This is a genomic window from Ruixingdingia sedimenti, assembly GCF_031432425.1.
Lineage (GTDB): Bacteria > Pseudomonadota > Alphaproteobacteria > Rhodobacterales > Rhodobacteraceae > Ruixingdingia > Ruixingdingia sedimenti.
Window position 1 is genome coordinate 219124 of sequence record NZ_JAVKPH010000005.1, and the last position, 21757, is coordinate 240880.

18 protein-coding genes are annotated in these 21757 nt (G+C 69.9%); 3 read left to right on the forward strand and 15 right to left on the reverse strand.

Going from position 1 to position 21757, the window contains the following annotated elements:
- Window positions 1–68 precede the first annotated feature (68 nt).
- The 8 genes from RGD00_RS07000 to RGD00_RS07035 form a co-directional block, all read right to left on the reverse strand.
- The gene (locus RGD00_RS07000) at window positions 69–1010 is read right to left on the reverse strand and encodes a 2-hydroxyacid dehydrogenase (protein WP_310456589.1); all 942 of its coding nucleotides are present in this window, start codon (window positions 1008–1010) and stop codon (window positions 69–71) included.
- A gap of 18 nt (window positions 1011–1028) precedes the next feature.
- A complete protein-coding gene (gene rodA, locus RGD00_RS07005) occupies window positions 1029–2168 on the reverse strand; it encodes a rod shape-determining protein RodA (RefSeq protein WP_310456590.1) in 1140 nt (379 codons plus the stop codon).
- Window positions 2169–2180: 12 nt separating this feature from the next.
- A complete protein-coding gene (gene mrdA, locus RGD00_RS07010; RefSeq protein ID WP_310456591.1) occupies window positions 2181–4127 on the reverse strand; it encodes a penicillin-binding protein 2 in 1947 nt (648 codons plus the stop codon).
- The gene (locus RGD00_RS07015) at window positions 4124–4663 is read right to left on the reverse strand and encodes a rod shape-determining protein MreD (protein WP_310456592.1); all 540 of its coding nucleotides are present in this window, start codon (window positions 4661–4663) and stop codon (window positions 4124–4126) included. Before RGD00_RS07015 ends, mrdA begins: the two co-directional genes overlap by 4 nt.
- Window positions 4656–5576 carry a rod shape-determining protein MreC gene (gene mreC, locus RGD00_RS07020; RefSeq protein WP_310456593.1) on the reverse strand — a complete coding sequence of 307 codons (921 nt, stop codon included), beginning with the start codon at window positions 5574–5576 and terminating at the stop codon, window positions 4656–4658. The genes RGD00_RS07015 and mreC overlap by 8 nt, the downstream gene beginning before the upstream one ends.
- A gap of 43 nt (window positions 5577–5619) precedes the next feature.
- Window positions 5620–6657 carry a rod shape-determining protein gene (locus RGD00_RS07025; protein WP_310456594.1) on the reverse strand — a complete coding sequence of 346 codons (1038 nt, stop codon included), beginning with the start codon at window positions 6655–6657 and terminating at the stop codon, window positions 5620–5622.
- A 202-nt stretch (window positions 6658–6859) separates the two neighbouring features.
- Window positions 6860–8416: a 2-isopropylmalate synthase gene (locus tag RGD00_RS07030; protein ID WP_310456595.1), complete on the reverse strand. Its 1557-nt coding sequence runs from the start codon at window positions 8414–8416 to the stop codon at window positions 6860–6862.
- 257 nt (window positions 8417–8673) lie between these two features.
- Window positions 8674–9045, reverse strand: coding sequence for a winged helix-turn-helix transcriptional regulator (locus RGD00_RS07035; protein WP_310456596.1), 372 nt, complete (start codon window positions 9043–9045; stop codon window positions 8674–8676).
- A gap of 132 nt (window positions 9046–9177) precedes the next feature.
- Between RGD00_RS07035 and RGD00_RS07040 the strand changes: the two genes are divergently transcribed.
- The gene (locus RGD00_RS07040; RefSeq protein WP_310456597.1) at window positions 9178–9789 is read left to right on the forward strand and encodes an NAD(P)-dependent oxidoreductase; all 612 of its coding nucleotides are present in this window, start codon (window positions 9178–9180) and stop codon (window positions 9787–9789) included.
- 365 nt (window positions 9790–10154) lie between these two features.
- Here the strand turns inward: RGD00_RS07040 and RGD00_RS07045 are convergent, their stop codons facing one another.
- Complete coding sequence (locus RGD00_RS07045; RefSeq protein ID WP_425603383.1) at window positions 10155–11582, reverse strand: MORN repeat-containing protein; 1428 nt, start codon at window positions 11580–11582, stop codon at window positions 10155–10157.
- A 184-nt stretch (window positions 11583–11766) separates the two neighbouring features.
- On the opposite strand from RGD00_RS07045, the gene RGD00_RS07050 reads away from it, so the two are divergent.
- Entirely contained in the window at window positions 11767–13425 is a 1659-nt protein-coding gene (locus RGD00_RS07050) for an NAD+ synthase (RefSeq protein ID WP_310456599.1), read from the forward strand.
- 185 nt (window positions 13426–13610) lie between these two features.
- On the opposite strand, the gene RGD00_RS07055 is transcribed toward RGD00_RS07050, so the two are convergent.
- The 6 genes from RGD00_RS07055 to RGD00_RS07080 all read right to left on the reverse strand — a co-directional run bounded on the left by RGD00_RS07055 (window position 13611) and on the right by RGD00_RS07080 (window position 19844).
- The gene (locus RGD00_RS07055) at window positions 13611–14942 is read right to left on the reverse strand and encodes a sulfite reductase subunit alpha (RefSeq protein WP_310456600.1); all 1332 of its coding nucleotides are present in this window, start codon (window positions 14940–14942) and stop codon (window positions 13611–13613) included.
- The gene (locus RGD00_RS07060; protein WP_310456601.1) at window positions 14936–15958 is read right to left on the reverse strand and encodes an FAD:protein FMN transferase; all 1023 of its coding nucleotides are present in this window, start codon (window positions 15956–15958) and stop codon (window positions 14936–14938) included. Before RGD00_RS07060 ends, RGD00_RS07055 begins: the two co-directional genes overlap by 7 nt.
- Window positions 15958–16560, reverse strand: coding sequence for a PepSY-associated TM helix domain-containing protein (locus RGD00_RS07065; protein ID WP_310456602.1), 603 nt, complete (start codon window positions 16558–16560; stop codon window positions 15958–15960). The genes RGD00_RS07060 and RGD00_RS07065 overlap by 1 nt, the downstream gene beginning before the upstream one ends.
- A 32-nt stretch (window positions 16561–16592) precedes the next feature.
- Window positions 16593–17141 (reverse strand): DUF2271 domain-containing protein, encoded by a 549-nt coding sequence (locus tag RGD00_RS07070; RefSeq protein ID WP_310456603.1) that lies wholly within the window; start codon window positions 17139–17141, stop codon window positions 16593–16595.
- A 102-nt stretch (window positions 17142–17243) separates the two neighbouring features.
- Window positions 17244–17786, reverse strand: coding sequence for an EF-hand domain-containing protein (locus RGD00_RS07075; protein WP_310456604.1), 543 nt, complete (start codon window positions 17784–17786; stop codon window positions 17244–17246).
- A gap of 102 nt (window positions 17787–17888) precedes the next feature.
- A complete protein-coding gene (locus RGD00_RS07080; RefSeq protein WP_310456605.1) occupies window positions 17889–19844 on the reverse strand; it encodes a TonB-dependent receptor domain-containing protein in 1956 nt (651 codons plus the stop codon).
- Between the two features lie 362 nt (window positions 19845–20206).
- Between RGD00_RS07080 and RGD00_RS07085 the strand changes: the two genes are divergently transcribed.
- Window positions 20207–21613 (forward strand): YncE family protein, encoded by a 1407-nt coding sequence (locus tag RGD00_RS07085; protein ID WP_310456606.1) that lies wholly within the window; start codon window positions 20207–20209, stop codon window positions 21611–21613.
- Window positions 21614–21757 lie beyond the last annotated feature (144 nt).

Genomic DNA, 21757 nt, shown 5'->3' on the forward strand with positions numbered 1-21757 from the left:
GTGCGGATTTTTTCCACTGGCATGCGGGATCGCCGCGGTTCTGTCAACGCAAGCCTGCGGGCGGGTGCTCAATACCCCCGGGCGCGGTCCACCAGATGCAGGAAGGGCTGGCCCGTTTCGCCCCGGCGGATGTTTTCCGCGACCACCCTGGCGGCGGTGATCGGGCGGGTGCCGGCGGCGATATGCGGGGTGACGGTCACGCGGGGATGGGCCCAGAAGGGATGCCCCTCGGGCAGCGGCTCGGTGCGGAACACATCGAGCGTCGCATGCCCCACATGGCCCGCGTCCAGCGCCGCCAGCAGCGCGGCGTCGTCGATCAGCGGCCCCCGCCCGGGGTTCACGATCGCCGCCCCGCGCGGCAGCCAGGCCAGCCTTTCGGCGTTCAGCAGATTGGCGGTTTCCGCCGTCAGCGGCAGCAGCAGCACGAGGATCTGCGCCCGGCGCAGCGCGGCCTCCAGCCCCTCGGGGCCGTGCAGGCAGGTGAGGCCGGGTGTCGCGCGGGGGGTGCGGCTCCACCCCGTCACGGGAAAGTTCAGCGCCGCCAGCGCCCGCCCGCAGGCCTGCCCCAATTCGCCGAAGCCCAGAACCGTCACCGGGCGTTCGCGCGCCAGCGGCGGCACCTCTTCGGCCGGGTTCCAGCCGTCCTGCCCGAGGAGGTAGCGGTCGAGCCCCAGATGGTGGCGCAGCACGTTGGCGGTGACATATTCCACCATGCCCTCGGTCATGCCGGCATCGACCATGCGGCACAAGGGCTGGGTCAGCGTGGCGTTGCCCACGATCCGTTCCACCCCCGCCCAGAGGTTCAGCACCGCCTTGACCCGCGTATAGGGACGGAAATCGGCGATGTCGCCGCCGGGGGCAAAGACGATGTAGTCCACCGCCGCCGGGTCGGTGGGCGTGTCGGTCAGGATCTCGGCCTCGACACCTTCGGCCGCCAGCGCGGCGCGCAGATGTTCACCATAGACGGGCCACAGCCGCGCGCCGGCGGCGAAATAGACGGTCAGCGGCATCGGTTCTCCTGTCGCGGTCTAGCGGGGACGGTGGACATGGGCGCTCTGCACCACGCCGAAGGCCACCATCAGCACCAGCATCGCCGATCCGCCATAGGAAAGGAAGGGCAGGGGCACCCCCACCACCGGCGCCAGCCCCATCACCATCGCCAGGTTGATCGCCAGATAGAAGAAGAAGGTGCAGCCGATGCCGATCAGCACCAGGCTGGAAAAGCGGTCGCGCGATTTCAGCGCCGAGGCGAAGCAGAAGAAGATGATCAGCCCGTACATCACCACCAGCGAGATCGCGCCGACGAAGCCGAATTCCTCTGCCAGCGTGGTGAAGATGAAGTCGGTGTGCTTTTCGGGCAGGAAGTTCAGCCGCGATTGCGTGCCCTGCATGAACCCCCGCCCCGCCCATCCGCCGGAACCGAGCGCGATCTGCGCCTGGATGATGTTGTAGCCCGCCCCCAGGGGGTCGCTGGTCGGGTCGAGGAAGGTGTCGATGCGGCGGAACTGGTAGTCGTGCAGCAACTGCCAGGGCGTGCCGCGCGACAGGAACACCGCCGCCACCGCGCCGCCGCCCATCAGCCCCACCGCCGCGAAATACCACAGGCTGACGCCCGCCGCGAACATCACCGCCGCCCCCCCCAGCAACAGCATGATCGAGGTGCCGAGGTTCGGCTGGATCAGCACCAGCGCGGTCGGCGCAAGGATCAGCACCGCCGGGATCAGCACGTAAAGCGGGCGCGAGACCTTCTTGATGTCGAGCCAGTCGTAATAGGCGGCCAGCAGCAGCACGAGCGTGATCTTCATCAGTTCCGACGGCTGCAACCGCATGAAGCCGAGGTCGATCCAGCGTTGCGCCCCCATGCCCACGGTGCCGAAGAATTCCACCGCCAGCAGCAGCAGGACGGATATGCCATAGGCCAGCCCGGCCATGTTGCGGATGAACCAGATCGGGATGAAGGCGATGACGAACATGATCGCCAGCCCGGCGGCGAACCGTTTCATCTGCGGTTCGGCCCAGGGCTCCATCCGCCCGCCGGCGACGGAATAGAGCATCAGAAACCCCGCCGCCGCCACCGCGATCAGCAAGAGCACCAGCGCCCAGTTGATCGCCAGCACCTTGCGGAACCCGGTCGGCGCGCGCTTGACGTTGTATTCGAGGTAGCTCATCCCGCCGCCCCCTCAGGCCCGTGTCCGCCCCTGCGGCGCGGCGGCCGAGGGTTCGCGCAGGCGCAGGTCGCGGCGCTGGCTTTCGATGCGGTTGCGCTGGCTGGACGGATAGGCGGTCAGCGGCGGCAACCCGCCGTAAAGCGCCTGCAACACGATGTCGCGCGCCACCGGGGCGGCCACCGCGCCGCCGCCGCCGCCATGTTCGACCACCACCGACACCGCGATCTTGGGCGCGTCATGGGGGGCGAAGGCGACATAAAGGGCATGGTCGCGCCGGTTCCATGGCAGCTGGTCGTTGCGCAGCACGCCCCGCGCGCGCTCGGCGGCGGTGATGTTGCGCACCTGGCTGGTGCCGGTCTTGCCGGCAAGGCGCATCGTCGGTTCCTCGATGCGCGAAGAATAGGCAGAACCGCTCTGGATGTTCATCACCGCATACATGCCGTCGCGGATCGCCGCCAGATGCGCCGCCGACAGGCCGAGCGGCGGGGCCTCGGGCACCGGCTGGTCCTGATCGCCGATGGCCATCACCAGCCGCGGCACCACCGCCCGGCCCGAGGCGATGCGCGCCGTCATCACCGCCAGTTGCAAGGGCGAGGTCAGCACATAGCCCTGCCCGATGGAGGCGTTGATGGTGTCGCCGATGCGCCATTCCTGCCCGCGGCGTTCGAGCTTCCATTGCTTGTTGGGGTTCAGCCCCTCGCTGATCGCCGACAGCGGCAAGTCGTGGCGCTGGCCGAGGCCGAGCCGCGCGGCCATGTCCGCGATCGCGTCGATGCCCACCCGCTGCGCAATGTCGTAATAATAGACGTCGCAGCTTTCGGCGAGGCTGCGGCGCAGGTTCACCGGCCCGTGGCCGCCGCCGCGCCAGCAATGGAACCGCCGCCCGCCGGATTCGTAATAGCCCGGGCAGCGCACGGTGGTTTCGGGCGTGATCACGCCCGCCTCCAGCGCCGCCAGCGCCGTCACCATCTTGTAGGTGGACCCGGGCGGATAGGCGCCCTGCACGGATTTGTTCGACAACGGCCGATGGTCGTTTTCCATCAGCGCGCGGTAATCGGTGGAAGAGATCCCGCGCACAAACAGGTTCGGGTCGTAGCCGGGGGCCGATGCGATGGCCAGCAGGTCGCCCGTCTGCACATCCATCACCACCGCGGCCGCGCTTTCCGCGCCCAACCGCGCCTGGACATAGTTCTGAAGCCCCGCGTCGATGGTCAGCCGCAGGTCGGCGCCCGCCACGCCCTCTTGCCGGCCCAGTTCGCGCATCACCCGGCCGACGGAATTCACCTCGATCCGGCGCGATCCGGCGGAACCGCGCAGCGCATCCTCCATCCGCCGTTCGACGCCCACCTTGCCGATCTGGAACTTGGGGATCTGCAACACCGGGTCGGGGTTCTCGATCTGCGCCAGATCGCTTTCGCTGACCGGGCCGACATAGCCCACGATATGGCTGAAATCCTCGACCAGCGGATAGTGGCGCGACAGGCCCACCTCGGCGGTCACGCCGGGCAGGGCGGGGGCGTTGACGGATACCCGGGCCAGATCCTCCCAGCTCAGCCGGTCGGCGACGACGATGGGCACGAAGGCGCTGCGCCGCTTGACCTCGCGCAGGGTGCGCTCGATGTCCTCGGGCGACAGGGGGATGACTTTGGACAGCCGGTCCAGCACCGCCTCGACATCGCCCGCATCCTCGCGCGTGATGACGACGCGGTAGTTCTGTTCGTTGCCCGCGATCAGCACGCCGTTGCGGTCGAAGATCTGGCCGCGTTCGGGCGGGATCAGGCGGATGGCGACGCGGTTTTCCTCTGCCAGCAGGCGGAATTCCTCTGCCTGGTCCACCTGCATGTAGCGCATGCGCGCGCCCAGGACCGCGATCCAGGCCAGTTGCGCGCCGCCCAGGAACAGCGCGCGGCGGGTGATGCGCCGGGCGCTTTCGTCGCTGTCGCGGGCGGTGCGTCTCATAGCCGCCTCCCATAGGCATCCACTTCGCCCGTGGCGGGCTTGCGCAGCCCGAACAGCAGGCGCGAGGCCCCGACGACCACCGGATAGGCGAGGATCGACCCCGCCACCTGCGCCAGCGCCATGCCGAGCCCCTGTTGCGGCAGGAAGGCCAGCGCGGTGGCCAGCCGGTAGCCCGCCAGCATCGCCAGCATCACCACCGCCACCATCATCCATTCGGCCATGAAGGTCAGTTCGCGCGAAAACGACGCGCGGTCGCGCAGGAATTCGCTTCCCAGCAGCACGAAGGCCGTCCACAGGCCCGGCGGGCGCATCAGCAACAGATCCTCCAGCAGCACCATCGCCGCGATCAGCAGGGCGGGCACATAGTCGGGCCGCCGCAGCACCCAGGCGCAGGTCAGGCACAGCACCAGATCGGGCGCGGGCCAGCCGCCGGCCGCGCGCCCCAAGGGCAGCAGCCGCACGACCAGCGTCGCCAGCACCACCGCCACGAACAGCGCCCGCCAGCCCCAGGGTGCGGAACGGACCGCATCAACCATCGCTGCCTCCGCCCGATCCGTCCACCGCCGCGTCAGGCGGCGGCGCGATTCCGCCGGGGGGCGCGATCAGCCCGCCGGTGTCGGTGATCGGTTCGGCCTCGTGGCTGCGCAGCACGCGCAGGAATTCCAGCCGCTGGTAATCCGCCGCCGGGATCACCCGCAGCCGCCGGTCGGGCCCCTGCACCACCTGACCCACCAGCAGGTCGGCCGGAAACACGCCCCCGTCGCCCGAACTGACCACCCGGTCGCCCGGGCGCACCAGATCGGCCTTTTCGAGGAATTCCAGCGGCGGCAGCGGCGTGTTGTCGCCCGCAAGGATCGCGCGTTGCCCCGAAGGCTGGATCGACACCGGCACGCGGCTGTTGGCGTCGGTCAGCAGGATCACCCGGCTGGTCGTCCGCCCCACGCCCGAAATCCGCCCCACCAGCCCAAGGCCGTCCATCGTGGCCCAGCCATCGCGGATCCCGTCGCGTTCGCCCACGTTCAGCAGCACCGACTGCCGGAAGGGGCTGCCCGAATCGGCCAGCACCACGCCGGTGACATGGGTCAGCCGCGGGTCCAGCCGCACCTGCGTCAGCCCCAGAAGCTTGGCGTTTTCCTGTTCCAGTTGCAGCGCCGCCTCGCGCCAGGCCTTCATCTGCTGCAATTCGCGCCGCAGTTCCTGGTTCTGTTCATAGACGCGGGCGTAGGACTGGAAATGCTCGACCATCCCGACCATGCGGGTGACGGGGCGCATCGCCCAGTCCATGCCGGGCACGAAACGGTCCACCAGCGCCACGCGCAGCCGTTCCACCCGGGGGCTGTCGATGCGCCACAACAGGAACAGCGCCACCAGCAGGAAGACCAGAAGGCCCACCAGGATGCGGCGCACCGGCCGCCCGAAGTTCTGCTGTGCCGACCTGTCCCTGGCCACGGCTGCCCCTGAAATGCACGCGCGCCGCCCCGCAGGCGGTGCCTCAGCTGTCGTAGTCGATCACATGCCGGAGCTGCTTTTCATATTCCAGCGCCTTGCCGGTGCCGAGCGCCACACAATTGAGTGACTCGTCGGCGACAGAGATCGAAAGCCCGGTCTGTTCGCGCAGGCTGAGGTCCAGTTCGCCCAGCAACGCCCCGCCCCCGGTCAGCATCACGCCCCGGTCCACGATGTCGGCGGCCAGATCCGGCGGCGTCGCCTCCAGTGCCTGCATCACCGCGTCGCAGATCTGCTGCACGGGTTCGGCCAGCGCCTCGGCGATCTGGGCCTGGTTGATCTCGGTTTCCTTGGGCACGCCGTTCAGCAGGTCGCGGCCGCGTATCTGCATGCTGGCGCCGCGGCCGTCGTCGGGCATGCGCGCGGTGCCGATGCTGGTCTTGATGCGTTCGGCCGTGGCGTCGCCCACCAGAAGGTTCTGGTGGCGGCGCAGATAGCTGATGATGGCCTCGTCCATCCGGTCGCCGCCGACGCGGACCGAGCGGGCATAGACGATATCGCCAAGCGACAGCACCGCGACTTCGGTCGTGCCGCCGCCGATGTCCACCACCATGGACCCCGTGGGGTCGGTGATCGGCATCCCCGCCCCGATCGCCGCCGCGATCGGTTCCGCGATCAGCCCGGCGCGCCGCGCGCCCGCCGACAGCACCGACTGACGGATCGCGCGCTTTTCCACCGGGGTCGCGCCATGGGGGACGCAGACGATGACCTTGGGTTTGCTGAATGTCGTGCGTTTGTGCACCTTGCGGATGAAATGCTTGATCATTTCCTCCGCCGTGTCGAAATCGGCGATCACGCCGTCGCGCATGGGCCGGATCGCCTCGATGGACCCCGGGGTGCGGCCCAGCATCAGCTTGGCGTCCTCGCCCACGGCCAGCACCTGTTTCTTGCCGTCCTTGACGTGATAGGCGACCACCGAGGGCTCGTTCAGGATGATCCCGCGCCCTTTCACGTAGACAAGCGTATTGGCCGTACCAAGGTCGATCGCCATGTCCGACGAGAAGAGGCCCGAGAAAACCGACATGCTGAGGTGATCCTGTCCTGCGCGGGGCGGGCCCCGCGACTCTGGCTGCGCTGCGGCGGCATTCTATAGAGACTGGCGCACACAAGGGAAAGTCCCCCGCCGTTCACGAAGCGCGGCTTTGGGCATTATGCCGCTGGCGGGGCCGGAAAGGGCAGGGGGCGCAGGTCGTGCCCGCGCCCCCGGCGATGGTCGCGCCCACCCCTCAGGGGGTGTCGGCGGTTTCGGGTTTCGTCTTCTGCCGCCGCACGATCAGCTTGTTCAGCGCGTTGACATAGGCCTTGACGCTGGCGACCACCGTGTCGGTGTCGGAAGACTGGCCGGTGACGATCTTGCCGTCCTCTTCCATCCGCACGCTGACGGTGGCCTGCGCATCGGTGCCTTCGGTCACTGCATGCACTTGGTAGAGTTGCAGCCGCGCCCGGTGCGGGAACAGCATCTTGACCGCGTTGAAGGCCGCATCCACCGGCCCGTCGCCGGTGGCGTCGACCGCATGGTCCGCCCCGTCGATGGCCAGCGTCAGTTCGGCCTCCTGCGGGCCCTCGGTGCCGCAGACCACGCGCAGGCGTTTGACCTGGATCGTGTCGTGTTCGGCATTGGTCGCGGTATCGGCCATCAGCGCGATCAGGTCTTCGTCGTAGATTTCCTTCTTGCGGTCGGCCAGCGCCTTGAAGCGGACGAACACGTCGTTCAGCTGGTTGTCCGACAGTTCGAACCCCAGTTCGCGCATCTTGGTGCGCAGCGCGGCGCGGCCCGAATGCTTGCCCATGGCGATGTTGTTGGCCACCAGCCCGATATCCTCGGGCTTCATGATCTCGAACGTCTCCACGTTCTTCAGCACGCCGTCCTGGTGGATGCCGGATTCGTGCAGGAAGGCGTTCTTGCCCACCACGGCCTTGTTGTACTGCACCGCAAAGCCGGAAATGGCGGCGACGCGGCGCGACAGGTTCATGATGCGCGTGGTGTCGATGCCGGTGCGGTAGGGCATGATGTCGTTGCGCACCCGCAGCGCCATCACCACCTCTTCCAGCGCGGTGTTGCCCGCGCGTTCGCCCAGACCGTTGATGGTGCATTCGATCTGCCGCGCGCCCGCCTCGACCGCGGCGAGGCTGTTGGCCGTCGCCATGCCCAGATCGTTGTGGCAATGGGTGGAAAACACCACCTCGTCCGCGCCCGGCACCCGTTCGATCAGCATGCGGATCAGGTCGGCGCTTTCGCGCGGCGCGGTATAGCCCACGGTGTCGGGGATGTTGATCGTGGTGGCGCCGGCCTTGATCGCGGTTTCCACCACCCGGCACAGGAAGTCGCGTTCGGTGCGCGTGGCGTCCATCGGCGACCACTGGATGTCGTCGTGCAGGTTGCGCGCATGGGTGACGGTGGCATGGATGCGTTCGACCATCGCGTCCATCGTCAGGTTGGTGATGTCGCGGTGGGTGGGCGACACGCCGATGAAGGTGTGGATCCGCGCGCGGCGGGCGTGTTTCACCGCCTCCCAGCAGCGGTCGATGTCGGTGAAGGCGGCGCGCGACAGGCCGCAGATCACGCTGCGGTCGGACTGGCGGGCGATGGCGCTGACGGCCTCGAAATCGCCGACCGAGGCGATGGGAAACCCGGCCTCGATGATGTCCACGCCCATTTCTTCCAGCAGCGCGGCCAGTTCCAGCTTTTCTTCATGCGTCATCGTCGCGCCGGGCGACTGTTCGCCATCGCGCAGCGTCGTGTCGAAAATCAGGACGCGGTCCTGTTCGGTCTTGGTATTCATGGGAAATCTCTCTTGCTGTCTCTGCTTCGTCCCTGGGCGCTGGTCACCTCCGAGCGGTCGCGCCCGAGGGCACGCTCAGAGGCAGCTAAGGAGAAGCAGGCCACGGAGGGTCAGGGGGCGATCCGCCCCCGCGCCACAAGCGATATGTCGATTCCGTGCCATGCCGGGGACTATAACCGGCGCGGCCCGGATGAAAAGCGGAAAATGCAGGCCGCTGTGCGGAATTTGCGCGGCCGCATCCGCCCGCCCGGCGCGGGTCAGCCCCCGGCCCGACGCGCCCGCGCCGCGGCGATGTCGGCGTGATGCGTCTCGGCCCAGGTCATCAGCACCTTCAGCGGGCCGAGGAACGACCGCCCCATGTCGGTCAGCGCATATTCCACCCGCGGCGGCACCTCGGCAAAGACCGCGCGGCTGACATAGCCGTCCTGTTCCAGCCGCCGCAGGGTGCGCGACAGCATCTGTTTCGAGATGTCGCCGATGCCCCGGTTCAACGCGCTGAACCGCTGCGTGCCCTGCGCCAGCATCATCAGCACCAGCAGGCTCCACTGATCGCCCACGCGGTCCAGAACGTCGCGCACCGGGCAGGGGGCGTCGAGGCGCAGCGGGCGGCCCGCAAGATCCTTCAGCATCGTCATCCCTCCATGGTCACGCGGCGCTGACCTGATCGCCGGAAAGTGCCTTCTTGCCAGGGCGGGCGGGGCGATCTAGCCAATGGTCCCTATTGCATACCTTGTCGCAAAATGGAACCAGAGGAGAGAGAGATGGCAGAGATCGCCCTCATCGGCGCATCCGGCAATGCGGGCAGCCGCATCCTGAAGGAACTGTCGGACCGCGGCCATGCCGTCACCGCCATCGCGCGGCACCCCGAACGCATCGCCGCGCTGCCCGGCGTCACCGCCGCCGCGGGCGACGTGTCCGACCAGCCGGGCCTTGCCGCCCTGTTGCGCGGGCACGATGCGGTGATCAGCGCGGTGCATTTCCGCGCCGCGGACGCGCCCCGCCTGGTGGGCGCGGTGCGCGCGGCGGGGGTGCGGCGCTATCTGGTCGTGGGCGGGGCGGGCAGCCTCGAGGTCGCGCCGGGCCGGCGGCTGATCGACACCCCCGACTTCCCCGCCGCCTACCGGCCCGAGGCGTCGGCGGGCCTCGCCTTCCTCGAATACCTGCGGACGGTCGCGGATCTGGACTGGACCTTCCTGTCGCCCGCGGCGATGTTCGTCCCCGGCACCCGCACGGGCCGGTTCCGGCTCGGCAAGGACGACCTGATCGCCACGCCGGAAGGGTCCAGCATCTCGTTCGAGGACTACGCCGTCGCCCTGGCGGACGAACTGGAAACCCCCCGCCACATCCGCCAGCGGTTCAGTGTGGGCTACTGACCGCGACACGGCCGGGGGATATGCGGAGGAGGCGTCATCCTGCCTTTCCGCGCCGCCCTGCCGATGACCGATACCGGATCCCCCGCGCCGCCGGAAACACCCGCCGGCGGGGCCACGAATGCCGATCCGCCCACAAGCGGCCGGGGCCACTCCCGCCATTCGTTGACGCGCCTGTGGCGCATCGCCTCAAGGTTGGGCCGGGCCGCGCTGCGCGCGGCCTTCCAGCGCAAACCCCGCCCCGCAGTCCGGATCGGCTCCCCCCGGACAAGCCCACGCCCCCCCTTCACTTTCTGTCCAGAAATATCCCGGGGGTCCGGGGGCTGGCCCCCGGCGCGCCCTCGCCACCCGCGCAACGGCGGGGCGGGCTACTGCGCCGCAGGCTCCGCCGGGGCCTCGCCCTCGCCGCCCTCTGCCGGGCCGGTCAGGATGCCGTCCGTCCAGGTGCCCGCGGCGGTCTGGCCGCCGGCATAGCGCAGCACGCCCTGGCCATGCCGCTTGCCGGCGCGGAAGCCGCCTTCGTAGACATCGCCGGTGGCATAGGTGGCCTTGCCCTGGCCCTCCATCTCGCCGCCCTTCCAGTCGCCTTCGTAGACGAAGCCGTCGGCCATCCGCAGCACGCCCTTGCCCTCGCGCAGGCCCTTGACGAAACCGCCCTCGTAGCTGCTGCCGTCGGCATAGGTCGCCTTGCCCGCGCCGTGGCGTTCGCCCGCCAGCCATTCGCCTTCATAGCCATAGCCGTCTGGGTAGGTGACGCGGCCGTGGCCGTGGTTCTGCCCTGCCTTGAACGCGCCTTCGTAGACCACGCCCGAGGCATGGCGGGCCGTGCCCTCGCCCTCGATCACGCCGTCCACCCAGTCGCCCTCGTAGCCCGAGCCGTCGCGATAGGTGATGCGGCCCTTGCCATGCGCCTTGTCGCCGGCGAAGGCGCCCTCGTAGACAGAACCGTCGGGGTAGGTGGCCTTGCCCTGGCCCTCCATCCGGCCGGCCACCCAGTCGCCCTCGTAGGCGAAGCCGTCCGCGCCGCGGAAGCTGCCCTTGCCTTCGCGCCGGTCGTCGCGGAAATCGCCCTCGTAGCGGGCGCCGTCGGCAAAGGTGACGCTGCCCTTGCCCTCGCGCTTGCCGTTCGCCATCCCGCCTTCGTAGACATCGCCGCCGGGCTGGGTCAGCCTGCCCTCGCCCTGCATCTGGCCGTCTACCCAGTCGCCTTCGTAGCGCAGCCCGTCGGGCCGGGTCAGCACGCCCTTGCCCGCGCGCTGGCCCTTGACCACGGTGCCTTCATAGACGGTGCCGTCGGGATAGGCGATGCGGGCCTGGCCCTCGCGTTCGCCCTCCACCCAGTCGCCTTCGTAGCGATAGCCGCCCTCGCTTTCCAGCACGCCCTTGCCGTGGCTTTTGCCGTTGACGAAGCTGCCGGTATAGACCGACCCGTTGGCGTGATGGGCCACGCCCTCGCCGGTCATCTGGCCGCCGGTCCAGTCGCCGTCATAGGTGCCGCCATCGGGGAAGGTGATCTTGCCGCGCCCTTCCGGCTTGCCGGCGGCGAACGCGCCTTCATACAGCGCGCCGTTGGGAAAGCGCGCGCGGCCCTGACCGCGGATCTCGCCGTCCTCCCATGCGCCGGTGTATTCATAGCCGTTGGGCATCCGGTAGGTGCCCTGGCCGTGCTGCCGGCCGTTGCGGAACTCGCCCTCGTAGACGGATCCGTCGTCGTATTGCTTGGTCGCTACCTGCGCCGCCGCGGCCCCTGCCGCCAGTGCGAGTGCCGTCGCTGCCACGATGCCGATGCGCGCCATGCCTGCCATCCGCCCCAGCCTCCTGCCGCCTGAACCTTGCCCGGGACGGTAGCCGCCGGGGGCCGGGCTGACAAGCGCCAAGCCCGGGGGCGGCGGGCGGATGCCCGCCCGCTTTCGTCCGGCGGCGGCTTTCCCCCGGCGGATGTTCTGCTAGAACGGGGCGGGAATGGACAGGGGATCCCGGATGGCCGACATTTTCCGCCTGATGCTGGCGCAACTGAACCCGACCGTGGGGGCGATCGCGGCCAATGCCGATGCCGCCCGCGCCACCTGGGCCCGGGCCCGCGCCGCGGGGGCCGACATGGTGGCGCTGCCGGAGATGTTCCTGTCCGGCTATCAGACGCAGGATCTGGTGCTGCGCCCCGCCTTTCTGGCCGACATCCGCGCCGCCATCGCGGCGCTGGCCGCCGATTGCGCCGATGGCCCCGCCATCGGCATCGGCGCACCCGAGGCAGCGGGGGGCGCGATCCACAACGCCTGGTATGTGCTCGACGGCGGGCGCATCGCCGGGGTGGTGCGCAAGCATCACCTGCCCAATGCCGAGGTTTTCGACGAATGCCGCCTGTTCGAACCCGCGCAGGTGCCCGGCCCCTGCCGCATCGGCCCGCTGCGCATCGGCATCCCGATCTGCGAGGACGCCTGGCACGAGGACGTGTGCGAAACGCTGGCCGAGACCGGGGCGGAAATCCTGCTGGTGCCGAACGGATCGCCCTATGCGCGGGGCAAGCACGACCGGCGGCAGATGATCATGGTGTCGCGCGTCGTGGAAACTGGGCTGCCGCTGGTCTATCTCAACATGGTCGGCGGGCAGGATGACCAGGTGTTCGACGGCGCCTCCTTCGTGCTGAACCCCGGCGGCGCGCTGGCGGTGCAGATGCCGGCCTTCGACGCGGCCGAACAGATCGTCACCTTCACCCGCACCCCCGAGGGATGGCGCGCCGAAGAGGGGCCCCGCGCGCCCCTGCCGGATGCGTGGGAAGCGGATTACCGCGCGATGGTCGAGGGCCTGCGCGACTATCTGGGCAAGAGCGGCATCGCCCGGGTGATGCTGGGCCTGTCGGGGGGCATCGATTCCGCGCTGGTGGCGGCGATCGCCGCCGATGCGGTGGGGCCGGACAACGTGCATTGCCTCATGCTGCCGTCCGAATACACCTCTGCCGCGTCGCTGGAGGATGCGGCGGGCGTCGCCCGCGCCCTTGGCTGCCGTCTGGACAGCCTGCCGATAGAGGGGCCGCGCGCCGCGGTGGCCGGGGCGCTGGCGCCCTTCTTTGCCGGCACCGCGCCGGGGCTGGCAGAGGAAAACATCCAGTCCCGGTTGCGGGGCCTCTTGCTGATGGCTTTGTCGAACAAGTTCGGGGCGATGCTGCTGACCACCGGCAACAAGTCCGAGGTCGCGGTGGGTTATTGCACGATCTACGGCGACATGGCGGGGGGTTACAACCCGATCAAGGATCTCTACAAGACCCGGGTGTTCGAGACCTGCCGCTGGCGCAATGCCAACCACCGCGACTGGATGAAGGGCCCGGCGGGCGAGGTCATCCCCCCCCGGGTGATCGACAAGCCGCCGAGCGCCGAACTGCGCCCCGACCAGAAGGACGAGGACAGCCTGCCCCCCTATCCGGTGCTGGACGCGATCCTCGAAGGGCTGGTGGACCGCGACGAAAGCGTGGCCGATCTGGTCGCCGCGGGCCACGACCGCGCGGTGGTGAAGCGGGTGGAGGCGCTGGTCTACGGGGCCGAATGGAAACGCTTCCAGTCCGCCCCCGGCACGCGGCTGACCGAACGCGCCTTCTGGCTCGACCGCCGCTATCCGATGGTCAACCGCTGGCGGGATGGCGGGTAGGGGGCAATCACATTACGGTTTGGCCGGGCGGGATGAGGAAACGCACTGCGTTTCCCCCGCCCGTTCGCGCGGCGGTGCCGCAGGGGCGCTGGCCGGGGGCTTGGGGCCCCCCGACCGGGGCAACGCGATCTGAATCGCGGTGGCGAAGGCACACGCCTTCCGCCAAGGAGAGCTTCGGGCCCGCCCTAATACACATCCGTCCGGCACCGCCCCGCCCGCAGCAGATCGGCCCATGCCGCGGGGCCGAGCACCTGTTCCAGCGCCGCGCGCACCCCCTGCGCCATGGGCCGCTGGCCGCAGATGTGGATATCCGCCCCCTGTCCGATCCAGGCGCGCAGCGTCTCTGCCCGTGCCGGGATCAGGTCCTGCACGTAGCGCGGCCCCGCCCCGCCATCGCGCGAAAAGGCGCGGTCCAGCCGGTCGAGCACGCCCGCCGCCTGCAACCCGCGCAGTTCGTCGTCGAAGATCGCATCGTGGCGGCGGGTGCGTTCGCCGAAGATCAGCCAGACCGGCCCGGTTTCCCGCAGCGCGGCGCGGTGGCGCAGATGCGCCAGCAGGCCCGACAGGCCGGCCCCGTTGCCGATCAGGATCATCGGCGCGTGGTCCGACCGGCTGCGGAAGCCCGCATTGGCGCGCAGGCGCAGCCGCACCGGCGCGCCCGGGGCGATCTGCCGGGTCAGCCAGTCCGACCCCCGGCCCGGGCGGCCCGCCGCATCCGCCGTGCGGCGCACGATCAGCTCCACCCCGCCGCTCGCGGGCAGCGAGGCGAGCGAATAGTCCCGCATCAGCCGCGTGCCGTCCGGCAGCGCGATTTCTACCGCCGCGATGTCGCCCGCCTGCCAGTGCGGCAACACCCCCTGCGGCACAAGGCGCAGATGGTAGAGGCCGCCCCCCGGGCTGCCGGGGTTGAGGTGGCGGCGCCCGGCCAGTTGCCAGTCGGTCAGCCCGTCGCCCGCGGGCGCGGCGTCGAGGGTTTCGGCCAGCCGGCGGCGCCAGTGGTCCAGCGCCTCGGGGCGGGTGCGGTCAAGCTCCACCCGCGGGAACAGGGGCTGCGCGCCGCAGTCCGCCAGCCAAGCATCCACCGCCCGGCCGAAGCCGCAAAAGCGCGGGTAATCCCGGTCGCCGAGCGCCAGCAGGGCATAGGACAGATGGCTCAGCGCCGGCCGCCCCGGCATCACCCGGGCCAGAAAGGCCGCCGCATTCTCTGGCGCATCGCCGTCGCCGGTGGTCGAGACGATGAACACCGCCCGCCGCGCCGCCAGCAGATCCGCCGCCCCGATCCGGTCGAGCGGCAGCACGCGCGGCCCGATACCGGCCAGCGCATCCGCGTCCTGCCGGGCCAGATCCTCGGCGAACCCGGTCTGGCTGGCATAGCCGATCAGCAGCCCTTCCGGGGTATCGGGGCCCGGGGCCGCACCGGCGGCAGGGCGGCGCAGCGCCATCCGCGCGACAAGCGCCAGCCACCCCGCCGTCGCGGCCCCGGCGATCAGCCAGTCGGCGGGATCGGGGCTCAGCATGCGTCCTCCATCATCCGCGCCAGCGCCGGGCTGGCGATCCGGTCGCCCCGGTGCAGCACCATCAGCGCGGCGATGCCGCGCGCGGCGGCGAAATCCATGCCGCGGCCGGGGCCCATCACCATGAGCGCGGTGGCCAGCGCATCGGCCATCATCGCGCTGTCGTGCAGCACGCTGACCGTCGCCACGCCATTGTCCACCGGCCAGCCCGCCGCGCCGTCGATCGTATGGGCATAGCGCCGCCCCGCATGGGTGAACTGCCGCCGCCAGTCGCCCGAACCGGCCAGCGCCATGCCGTTCAATGCCACCAGCAGCCGGGGGCCGGGGTGGATCTGCTCGATTTCCACCCACCAGGGCTGCATGTCGGGCTTGAGGCCCCGTGCGCGCAGCTCGCCGCCGATCTCGACCATGTGGAACTCCGCCCCCGCCGCGGTCAGGCGGGCGGAGACCTGATCGACCGCCCATCCCTTGGCGCTGCCCGACAGGTCCAGCCGCAGCCCGGCGGGGCGGTGCAGGCGGCCCGCGGCCAGATGCACGCGGCGCCAGCCGCTGACGGCGCGGGCGGCGGCGATCCCGGCCCCGCCGGGCAGGGGCGCGGCGGCGGGCCGGGGGCCGGGCGGGCCGAAGCCCCACAGGTCCACCAGCGCGCCGAGCGTCGGGTCCGACGCACCCTCGGTATCGCGCGCCAGATCCAGCAGCGGCGCCAGCACGGCGGCGAAGGCGGGCGACAGCGGCAGATCCCCGCCGGGGGCGGTGTTGAGCCGCGAAATCTCGCTCTCCGCCACCCAGGGGCTGAAAAGCGCGATGGTGCGGGCGATTTCCGCCGCGATCAGCGCGCGCAGGGTATCGGCGGCATCGGGCGCGGCATGGGCCAGCACCGTCCAGCCGGTGCCCATCGCCGCCCCCGTCAGGCGGTGCAGCCGCAATCCCGGCGGGGGCGGCAGCAGCGGGCCGTCGGGGTGCACCGGGGGCAGGACGACACGGTTCCGGGGGCGGGGGGTGAGGACGGGCAGGGCCATCAGTGCACGAACAGCAGCGCGACCAGCAGCGGCAGCAGCGCCCCCGCCCAGGTCAGCGGCCAGGTCGCGGGCCGCACCCGCGCATGCAGCCACAGCAGCCCGAGGCCCGAAACCGTGAACACCACGCAGGCCACCGCCAGCAGGTCGATGAACAGCCCCCAGACCGGCCCGGCGTTGCGGCCCTTGTGCAGGTCGTTGAGGAAGGCCACCCAGCCCAGATCGGTATGCCGGTGCGTCACCTCGCCGGTGTCGCGGTCGATGGCCAGCCAGCCGTCGCCGCCGGGCACGGGCAGGGCGACATAGACCTCTGCCGCGTCGGTTTCGGTCGCCCGGCCCACCAGCGCGACGCGGAACCGCGTGGTCAGCCAGGCGGCGAGTTCAGGCGGCAGGGGGGCCTCGGCCGCCTCGGGCATCGCGGCCAGGACGGGCAACAGGTCGGGGGGCAGGGCGACGGTTTCCTCGACCGTCACCGGGCGCGCGGGGAAAAGACCGGCATGGTTCAGCATCAGCCCGGTCAGCGCGAACAACAGCATGCCAGTCAGGCCCACGGCGGCGGAAACCCAGTGCCACAGCCGGAACTGGCGCAGCCAGAAGGCGCGCATTCCCCCGGTGCCGGGCATGGGTGCCGCGGCCCTCATGGCGTGACCGACACCCGCAGGCGGGTGATTTCGGTGTCGCCCCCGGCCTCGCCTGCGTTGGCGGCCCCGCCCCAGGCGAAGGGGGCGCGCAGGACCTCGCGCCCGCCATCCTCGCGCGCGACCTCGGCCACCAGCACATAGTCGCCGGGGGCGAGCGCGGCCAGGACGCCGCTGTCGCCCGGGATCGTCAGCGCATGGCTGCCCGGGCCGTGCGTCGGGCCGGAAATGCCGTCGGCGGGCAGGGTCATCGCCTCGCCCGTGCTGCGCCACCATGTGCGCAGGCTGCGCAGGAACCCCGCGCCGATGTTGTCGCGCAGCCGCGTGTCGTACCAGACGGCGACCGTGCCCCGGATCTCTTTCGCCGCCGCATCCTCGATCCAGGCGGCAAGGTAGGGGCGGTAATAGGGGGCGGCGTCGATCTCAGGCAGGGTGATTTCCACCTCCAGCCCGCCGGCGGCGGCGGGGGTGGCGATCAGGGCCGCGGTGGCAGTGGCGGCAGAGGCCAGCCGGGCGGCGGCGGTACGGGTCTGCGGGGTCGTCGGCATGGCAGGGCCTTTCGCATTCGGCGGTCAGAGAACGGGCGCCGGGGCAGCCGGGGGAGAGCCGGCCGGGGAACCCCCGGCGCCCGAGGGGCGCGCGGGCCGCGGTCAGTTGCCGCCGCGCGCCTCGCCCTGCGCGCGATCGCCGTCGCGGTTGCGCTGACGCGGCGGATCGTCGGCAGACACCACGCCGTCGCCGTTGGTGTCATGCCCGTCGAAGGTCTTTGCGGCCGAGGCCAGATCCTCTTCCTGCGTCAGCAGGTTGTCGCGGTCGCGGTCGAGCACCGCAAACCGCACACCCGCCTGTTTCAGGCCGCCGGCATACCGCTCGTCGGGCTCCTTGCCCTGTTCGGCATATTGCTGTTTCAGCCGGCCCTCGAATTCGGCCACGTATTCGGCCTCGTTCAGCTTGCCGTCGCCGTCCTTGTCGGCGCCCTGAAAGCGGTCGGTGCGCAGGGCGAACAATTCGTCCTTCGAGACCTTGCCGTCGCCGTCGCGGTCATAGGCGGCGATGAAGGCCGCGGCGGTATGGCCGCCGGCGATGCCGGGGCGGCCTTCGCCCTGCGGCTGTTGCTGCTGCGCAAGGGCGGGCGCGGCGAGCGCCGACAGAAGGGCGATACCGGACAGCAGGCGGGTGCATGGATGTGGCATGGTTGGCTCCGTCATGGATGGAAGGGGCGCGGCGGGGAACCGGAGGGATCGGCCCCCGCCGCATTTGCCCCGGGGCCCGCGGCACCTGCGGACCCCGGGATTTCAGAACGTCTTGGCGATGGCGAACTTCACGTTGCGGCCGGGGCCGTTGCGGGTGCCGAGCCGCGGTTTGTAGTCGCGGTCGAACAGGTTCTCGACGGCGACGCGGAATTCCGCCCCCGCCAGCACGCCGCTTTCGGGGCGGTAGCTGGCGCGCAGGCTGTGCACGGCGAAGCCGGGCGAAACCGTGGTGCCGGCGTCATACCGTTTGTCGGCGATCATTTCCCAGCTGAGATCCAGCCCCCGGTCCCACTTCTTGCCGATGGTCAGCCGTGCCTGGTTGGTCGGGGTGTGCGCATACCCTTGGCCGGGAACGCCCGCGACGGTTGTCGCCGCGTAGTCCGCGAGGTTGGCGTTGAGATCCAGATAGATCCCGTTCGCCATGCTGTAGGCGGCTTCGAGTTCCAGCCCCTTCATGTCGGTACCGGACATGCCGGGTTCCGAGGTCAGGTCCCACGCCTTGGTATGATAGATATTGGCCTTGAAGCTGAACGCATCGCCGGTCGCGAACAGGTCGTCCCCGCGATAGGCCGAGCCGATTTCATAGGTGCGGGCCCGTTCCGGCGTCGTCATGTAGTTGACGATCCGCCCGCCCCAGTTCTGCGCGGTGTTGGTCAGGTCGTCGAGGATCGGCAGGCTTTCGGTATAGGCCGCGCTGGCGAAGACCGAAAAGCCGTTCGACCATTCGTAGCGCGCGGAAATCCCGCCCATCAGCGCGTCGTTGTCGTACCGGCCGTATCCGTAACGGCGCCCGTCGATGTCCTGCGTTTCATAGCGCAGCGCCGGGGTGATCGTCAGGCCGTTGCGGAAATCCATGTCGTTGACGATGAACAGCGCCACGCGGTCGTCCGTCCCGCCGGGGGCCGAACTGGCCTCGAGCCTTTCCTTGCGGATGAACTCCACCCCCGTGCGCAAGCGGTTGTCGAAGCCGCCGAAGCGCAGTTCGGCGGTGTTCTTGATCAGCAATTGGGTGGTTTCGTAACGGTGATCGGCGTCGCCGAGCGCATTCGGCCCCCCGATCGCGGTGCTGTCGATCTGCTGGTCGGCGCGGCTGAGGCGGACCTCGAGGTTGACCAGATCGTTCGCCGCCGGATCCCAGCCATAGCTCAGCACCGCGCTGCGCGAGGTGATGTCGCGGTCCACATTGCCGAAGAAGCCGCCGGTGGTGCCGAAGGCGTCATAGGGCACATCGCGTTCGGCTGCGCTGGTTTCGGTGAGCGACAGGCTGACATACTGGTCGCGGTTCTGCCCGAAGGTGTATTTGCCCTTGAGCAGATAGGAGGGCGTCTTGAAACCCTCTGCCCCGATGTCCAGCCCGTCGCCACCGATCTGCCGGCCCTGCCGCCGCCAGCTGTAGTTGGCGAGGAATTCGAGATCCTCGGCCGGCTGCCATGCCAGCGTCGTGCTGCTGCTGATACCGTCGCCGTTGGTGCCGAACGATAGCGCCTGCCGTACCTTCACCCCGATCTGTCCGCCGGTGAAGTCGCCTGCATCCTTGGTTTGCAGCCGCACCATGCCGCCGACGACGCCGGACCCGTATTCGAACGTACCCGTCGTGCCGCGGATCACCTCGACGCTCTTGTAGAGTTCGGGATCGGTGAGCAACTGCGTGCTGATGCGGTAGAGTTCTTCCGACCCCTGCGTGGCGCCATCGACCTGGATCAGCACCTTCTGGTTGCTGCCGTAGGTGTTGCCCGCGCCGAAGCCGCGGATGTTGATGCCGCCGCCCGTGGGGGTGGAACCGTTGATGAGCGTCACCCCGGGGACGGAATCGATCAGTTCCGCGATGGTGTTCGCCTGCCGGTCGTCCATTTCCTCCTGGTCGATCTCGGTCACGGCGGTGGCCGTGTCGGTCTGCACGTCACGCTTGCTCTGGATGATGATCGGGTCGAGCACGGTCGTGCCCGCGGTGTCCTGGCCCAGGGCCAGTGTGGGGAACAGAAGTGCGCAACTGCTCAACAGAGCAGCACGCAGGGAATTGCGTCCAGTCATAGCCGCCTCGCGTCGGTCCGGTTTTCGGGGGATCGCTAGCGGGATCGTGATGCTGGCGTGGGGCAGGGAACGGAATGCGAGCGGGGCTCGCCGCTTCCGGTTCATGCGTGCTGCGTGGTTTTGTATACCTTAGGTAAATAGTCAAGATATGATCGGCGCGACGGCAAAGCTGAATTGCAGATGTGGGATTTGTGCCGCAGCGGGCGGGGCGGCGGCCCGGTTTCAGGTTGACAATCGCGCCTCCGGGCCGTCTTTCCGGTGTATCCGGCCCCTTTCCCCCGCCTGCGCCAGGTCGATGCCGGTTCCGCAACCTGACCAGGAGTATCCCCATGATCCGGGCCCCTCTGCCCCTTTCGCGCGGCCTGTTGCCGCTTGCGTTCGTTCTGGCGCTGTCGCCGCTTGCGGCGCTGGCCGAATCGACCTTCCCCGCCCCGGTGGACTTTGCCGGCCGCTTCCGCGTCTCGGGCGCCGAACCGGGCCGGCCGGTCCTGCCGGGCGGGCAGGTCAGGCTGACGGGCTCCGGCCTCGTGCCGGGGCAGGCGGCGACGTTCCAGCGCGGGCTGACGGTGCTGAACGACGGCGCGCCGGCCGCGGATGCCGATGGCAACCTGAACTTCACTTTCACCCTGCCGGCGGATGCGGCGGTGGGGCTGCATCCGGTGGCGGTGTTCCTCGACACCCCCTCGTCCACGGTGCTGGTGGATGTGAAGGTGTCGCCCGACATCCCGGTGACGAACACCGATGCCTTCGCCGTGAACGGCGTGAAACCCGCGCCGGGGCTCTACCAGTCCGCCTACAGCGCGCGGGTGGGGGCGCTGTTCGTGACCTCGGCCTCGTTCCGTCCGGCGGGATCGAAACTGCTCAAGCTCGACCCCGAGACGCTGGCGGTGCTGGCCGAAATCACCCCGCCCGACCTGCCCGAGGACCAGCGCCCCCCGGGGCAGGAGGGGCCGCAGCCGGTGGGCGTGTTCGGCGTGGCGGTGGATGAGGCGAAGGGCACGGTCTGGGTGACGAACACCTTCCACAACACCGTTGCGGTCTATGGCCAGGATGACCTGTCGCTGGTCAGGCAGTTCGCCCCCGGCACCGTCTATCACGCCCGCGACGTGATCGTGGACGGCGCGCGCGGGCGGGCCTATGCCTCTGCCTCGGCGACCGACGGGGTGCATGTGTTCGACACCGCGACGCTGGAAAAGGTGGGGGTGATCCAGATCGCCTCGGCCAGGCGCGGCGGCGAGTTCTCGGTGATGAGCCTCGCGCTGGATGCGGCGGGCGGGCGGCTTTTCGCGGTCAGCCGGATCAGCAACGAACTGGCGGTGATCGACCTCGCCACCGATACCGTCGCGCAGGTGATCGACCTGCCGGGCGCAAAGAACGCCAGCGGCGTGACCTTCGATGCCGCCTCGGGCCGGGTGCTCGTGGCCGCGCAGGACAGCGACAACCTGCTGGTGGTGGATCTGGACAGCGGCAAGGTGGTGCAGGACGTGCCGGTGGGCGCGGGCGCGCTGAACGTGGCGCACGAGCCGGTGACGGGCCTCGCCTATGTGTCGAACCGCGGCGCGGGGACGGTGACGGTGGTGTCGCCCGAAGGCGCGGTGGTCGCGGTGCTGGACGGCGGCAGCTATCCCAACCACGTCCATGCCGATGGCCGCGGCAATGTCTATGCGGTGAACAAGGCGCTCGGCCCCGACGATGCGCAGGGCGACCACGTGCGCCTGATCCGCCGCAAGGACTGACCGCCGCCCCCCACCCGCCGGCTGGCCCGGCCGACGGGGCCGGAGCCTCCGGCGGGGATATTTGGGTCTAGGTCATGTTGACAAATGGCGGAGCCAGAGGCGGATCGACGTGATGTCGATGAAGCCCAGGAAGCTTTCGGCGGT

Bases quoted from the DNA above. Each gene is read 5' to 3' on its own strand.
- RGD00_RS07000 (WP_310456589.1), bottom strand. From the start codon at position 1,010: ATGCCGCTGACCGTCTATTTCGCCGCCGGCGCGCGGCTGTGGCCCGTC.
- rodA (WP_310456590.1), bottom strand. From the start codon at position 2,168: ATGAGCTACCTCGAATACAACGTCAAGCGCGCGCCGACCGGGTTCCGC.
- mrdA (WP_310456591.1), bottom strand. From the start codon at position 4,127: ATGAGACGCACCGCCCGCGACAGCGACGAAAGCGCCCGGCGCATCACC.
- RGD00_RS07015 (WP_310456592.1), bottom strand. From the start codon at position 4,663: ATGGTTGATGCGGTCCGTTCCGCACCCTGGGGCTGGCGGGCGCTGTTC.
- RGD00_RS07025 (WP_310456594.1), bottom strand. From the start codon at position 6,657: ATGTCGGTTTTCTCGGGCCTCTTCTCGTCGGACATGGCGATCGACCTT.
- RGD00_RS07030 (WP_310456595.1), bottom strand. From the start codon at position 8,416: ATGAATACCAAGACCGAACAGGACCGCGTCCTGATTTTCGACACGACG.
- RGD00_RS07035 (WP_310456596.1), bottom strand. From the start codon at position 9,045: ATGCTGAAGGATCTTGCGGGCCGCCCGCTGCGCCTCGACGCCCCCTGC.
- RGD00_RS07040 (WP_310456597.1), top strand. From the start codon at position 9,178: ATGGCAGAGATCGCCCTCATCGGCGCATCCGGCAATGCGGGCAGCCGC.
- RGD00_RS07045 (WP_425603383.1), bottom strand. From the start codon at position 11,582: ATGGCGCGCATCGGCATCGTGGCAGCGACGGCACTCGCACTGGCGGCA.
- RGD00_RS07050 (WP_310456599.1), top strand. From the start codon at position 11,767: ATGGCCGACATTTTCCGCCTGATGCTGGCGCAACTGAACCCGACCGTG.
- RGD00_RS07055 (WP_310456600.1), bottom strand. From the start codon at position 14,942: ATGCTGAGCCCCGATCCCGCCGACTGGCTGATCGCCGGGGCCGCGACG.
- RGD00_RS07060 (WP_310456601.1), bottom strand. From the start codon at position 15,958: ATGGCCCTGCCCGTCCTCACCCCCCGCCCCCGGAACCGTGTCGTCCTG.
- RGD00_RS07065 (WP_310456602.1), bottom strand. From the start codon at position 16,560: ATGCGCGCCTTCTGGCTGCGCCAGTTCCGGCTGTGGCACTGGGTTTCC.
- RGD00_RS07070 (WP_310456603.1), bottom strand. From the start codon at position 17,141: ATGCCGACGACCCCGCAGACCCGTACCGCCGCCGCCCGGCTGGCCTCT.
- RGD00_RS07075 (WP_310456604.1), bottom strand. From the start codon at position 17,786: ATGCCACATCCATGCACCCGCCTGCTGTCCGGTATCGCCCTTCTGTCG.
- RGD00_RS07085 (WP_310456606.1), top strand. From the start codon at position 20,207: ATGATCCGGGCCCCTCTGCCCCTTTCGCGCGGCCTGTTGCCGCTTGCG.